This window comes from Gemmatimonadaceae bacterium (genome assembly GCA_035533755.1).
Taxonomy (GTDB): Bacteria; Gemmatimonadota; Gemmatimonadetes; order Gemmatimonadales; family Gemmatimonadaceae; genus JAGWRI01.
In genome coordinates this window covers 1-3,449 of sequence record DATLTC010000004.1, presented here as the reverse complement: position 1 = coordinate 3,449, position 3,449 = coordinate 1, and the positions used below count along the sequence as shown (strand labels likewise).

General features: G+C 69.4%; 4 protein-coding genes. 2 read left to right on the top strand and 2 right to left on the bottom strand.

Annotated elements, in window-relative coordinates; translation table 11 throughout:
- Together VNE60_00365 and VNE60_00360 are read left to right on the top strand one after the other, a co-directional pair.
- On the top strand, nucleotides 1–1,194 hold a 1,194-nt coding region (locus VNE60_00365; protein ID HVB29959.1), incomplete at its 5' end, for a pyridoxal-dependent decarboxylase.
- A gap of 161 nt (nucleotides 1,195–1,355) precedes the next feature.
- A complete protein-coding gene (locus tag VNE60_00360) occupies nucleotides 1,356–1,958 on the top strand; it encodes a hypothetical protein (protein HVB29958.1) in 603 nt (200 codons plus the stop codon).
- Nucleotides 1,959–1,976: 18 nt separating this feature from the next.
- On the opposite strand, the gene VNE60_00355 is transcribed toward VNE60_00360, so the two are convergent.
- The gene (locus VNE60_00355) at nucleotides 1,977–2,471 is read right to left on the bottom strand and encodes a TlpA disulfide reductase family protein (protein ID HVB29957.1); all 495 of its coding nucleotides are present in this window, start codon (nucleotides 2,469–2,471) and stop codon (nucleotides 1,977–1,979) included.
- 2 nt (nucleotides 2,472–2,473) lie between these two features.
- A complete protein-coding gene (locus tag VNE60_00350) occupies nucleotides 2,474–3,187 on the bottom strand; it encodes a cytochrome c biogenesis protein CcdA (GenBank protein HVB29956.1) in 714 nt (237 codons plus the stop codon).
- Nucleotides 3,188–3,449: the final 262 nt, after the last annotated feature.

Here is a 3,449-nt window from a genome sequence, read left to right as displayed (position 1 = left end):
GGGCATCAGGTGTCGGCGCCGCTGCCGGCGGCCGTGTGGACCGAGTCGCTGATCGGCGCGTTGAACCAGTCGGTGGCGGTGTTCGAGATGTCGCCGGCGGCGACGGTGATCGAGACGCAGGTGATCCGCTGGATGTGCGAGCTGGCGGGGTATGGCCCGGGCGCCGGGGGCACGCTGACGTCGGGGGGCACCGAGGCCACGCAGACCGCGCTGCTGGCGGCGCGGGCCGTGGCGCTGCCCAATGCGTGGGCGGAGGGCGTGGGGCCGAACCCGCCGGTGGTGGTGTACGGGGAGCATGCGCACTACGCGGTGAGCCGCGCCGTGGGCGCGCTGGGGTTGGGGGTGAACCACGCGGTGCGGGTGCCGTCGCGCGACCATTGCATGGACGTGCGGGCGATGCGCGAGACGCTGGATGGGCTGGCGGCCGAAGGGCGGGCCGTAATGGCGGTGGTGGCCACGGCGGGGAGCACGGCCACCGGGTCGTTCGACGATCTGGAGGCCATCGGCACGCTGTGCGAGGCACGGGGTTTGTGGCTGCACGTGGACGGCGCGCATGGCGCGTCGGCGCTGCTGTCGGCCACGCATCGGCACCGGTTGACGGGGCTGCGGCGGGCGCAGTCGATCGCGTGGGATCCGCACAAAATGATGCTGCTGCCGCTGTCGGCGGGAGCGGTGCTGGTGCGGGACGAGCGGAGGCTCGAGGGCGCGTTCGCGCAGCAGGCGCCGTATCTGTTTCACGGCGCCGCGGGCGAAGCGGAGCGCCGGTGGGATCAGGGGGTGCGGAGCGCGCAGTGTTCGCGTCGCGCCGACGTGCTCAAGCTGTGGGTGGCGCTGCAGCGCTATGGGGCGGACGGGATCGGGGCGCTGTACGACCGGCTGTGCGAGGTGGCGCGCGGGATGCACGACGAGATCGCGCAGCGGCCGCAGTTGGAGGCGATGCACGAGCCCGAGAGCAACATCCTGTGCTTCCGGTGGGTGGGCGACGGCGCGAGCGGCGACGCGGTGCTGGACGCGCAGAATCGCGAGTTGCGGGAGCGGTACAATGCGTCGGGGCACGGGTGGATCACGGCCACCGAGTTGGACGGGCGGCGGGTGCTGCGGGTGACGATCATGAATCCGCGCACGACCGTGGCGCACTGCCGGGAGATCGTGGACGCGCTGATCGCCATGGGCGAGGCTATCGCGGCGGGGTGACGGGGCGCATGTTGGTCATGCGCCTGGGGGTGTCGTTGGGGCCACTCGTTCCAGTTTTGGAATAGGTGTGTCTTGGGCCCCATCACTCGTCGCTCGTTCCAGTTTTGAAATGAGGGCGCCTGGCGCACACTGCGGCGGGTGCCGCATATGGAGGACGTGTCATGACCACGATTGTCGGAATGTGCCGGGCAGCGGCCCTTGGCGCTGTGTTCGCGGCCGCGCCGCTCGGCGCGCAGGGAAACCCCAACACGGAACTCCATGCCGCGGTGGGCGCCGCGATTGCCGGTGGCGCGCTCGGCGCGCATGGCTCGGCGGGCCTCAGTGCGCTCGCGGGGTTCGGCGTGAAGTCGCCGGACAACGCCGTGGGGCTGCGAGTGGAAGGAGTGCTCCAGTACTTCCCGACAGGCGGGGGTCGGGCTTGTGGGTTCGGGACGCCGTGCGACGGCAACCCCATGGTGGCCGGGGTGAACCTGGACGCCACCCTCGACATGACCGGAACGCCGCCGGCGAAGCCGACGGCCACGACGTATCTCGTGGGTGGGGTGGGGTACTATCACACGCAGATACTGCAGACGGGCGTCAACCCCGGAGGCGCGACGTTGGCGGAACTCGCGACCAGCAACGGCGTGGGCTGGAACGGCGGCATCGGGTTCCGCGTTCCCCGGGCGAGCGGGTGGTGGTACGTGGAGGTCCGCTATTATGGGGTGCCCAGCCCATCTGGAAATGCGTATGCCATCCCGGTCATGATCGGGTGGCAATGGTAGCGGCGGCCCGGGCTCGCCCTACAGCGCCTTCTTGATCGCGGCGTCGAGGTCCTGCGTGCCGCCGAGCCCGGTGTAGACCACCTTGCCCGCGCGGTCGAGCACCACCACGTACGACGTGGCGGGGGCGTCGAACTTGCCGCTGGCGTCGCCGTCGGTGTCGAAGAACTGATCGCCCGGAATGCCGTACTTGGCCACGAACGCCTTCACGCGTTTGGGGTTCTCGTTCACCGAGACGGCGATGCCCACGAACTTGACGCGGGTGCCGTATTTGGCGGCGGCGGCCTTCATGGCGGGTTGGAGTTCCTTGCAGTTGGGGCACCAGGTGGCCCAGAACTCGATGAGCGTGGGCGTCTTGCCGATGTAGGCGGCGAGCGTGGCGGGGGCGCCGTCGAGGGTGTGCATGGCGACGTTGGGCGCCTGGCTGCCCACGGCGATGCCCAGATCCTGGGCGCCGGCGGGGGCCGCGGCGGCGAGCACGAGGGGCACGGCGGCCCACAGGAGAGACATATGCATTTTCATATGACCAACTGCCCCATCTTGAACAGGTAGTATTCGGCCACCGCCAGCATGGCGAGGGCGAAGAACTTCTTGATCCAGACCATCCAGGCGCCGGCGCGTGGTAGCCGGGCGAGCGAGCCCGAGGAGGCGCCGAGCACCACGAGCAGCGTGGACATGCCGAGCGAGAACACGAACAGGTACAGGAATCCGAGCACGGCGCTCTTGGTGGTGGACACCCAGGTGAGCACCGCGGCCATGACGGGCGCCGAGCAGGGCGCGGCGACGAGGCCGGAGACGGCGCCCATGACGAAGGCGCCGGAGAACTTGCCTGCCGAGCCGGCGGCGCTGGCCCGGGCGAGGAGCGCCGTGGGCATGCGGACCGGGATCACGTCGAGCATGGCCAGCGCCGCGAGCACCAGCACGTTGGCCATCAGGAAGTACAACCACGGATTGGAGCTGATGGTTCCGAACAGCGTGCCCGAGAGTCCGGCAAAGAGGCCGAGGGCGGAGTAAACCAGCGCCAGTCCCGCCACGTAGGTGAGCGTGAGGAAGAGGGGGCGGGCGCGTGGGGCGGAGGGGTCGGCGCTCTGGCCGCCGACGATCGCGATCGTGATCGGGATCATCGGATAGATGCAGGGCGTGAGGCTGGTGAGCACGCCGCCCAGGAAGACCAGGGGGAGGGCGGCCAGGGGGTTGGCGGAGAGGAGGTGGGAGAGGTTGGAGAAGTTCACCTTAACGCCCGGTAAGAGAGAGACGTCCAGCATTATATAGAAGGCGGGCCGTGCGGGCGGCAACTCGATCGTGAGGGGACCATGGCACGAATCATCGGCAGGGCGTTCTGGTTCGCCGGGGGGGTCTGTCCTGAGCGTAGTTGAAATTCAGGCAGTGTCGCTGGGAAGCCGCTCACGCAGCGGCGGCGTTGGTGAGAGAGAGTTTGCGATGGAGCGCCTGCTTCAGCAAGGGCAGATGCCGGTAGCCCTTCACGCGCCGGAA

What these genes read in the sequence shown, in the direction of transcription:
- VNE60_00360 (HVB29958.1), top strand. Translation starts at nt 1,356, where the DNA reads ATGACCACGATTGTCGGAATGTGCCGGGCAGCGGCCCTTGGCGCTGTG.
- VNE60_00355 (HVB29957.1), bottom strand. Translation starts at nt 2,471, where the DNA reads ATGCATATGTCTCTCCTGTGGGCCGCCGTGCCCCTCGTGCTCGCCGCC.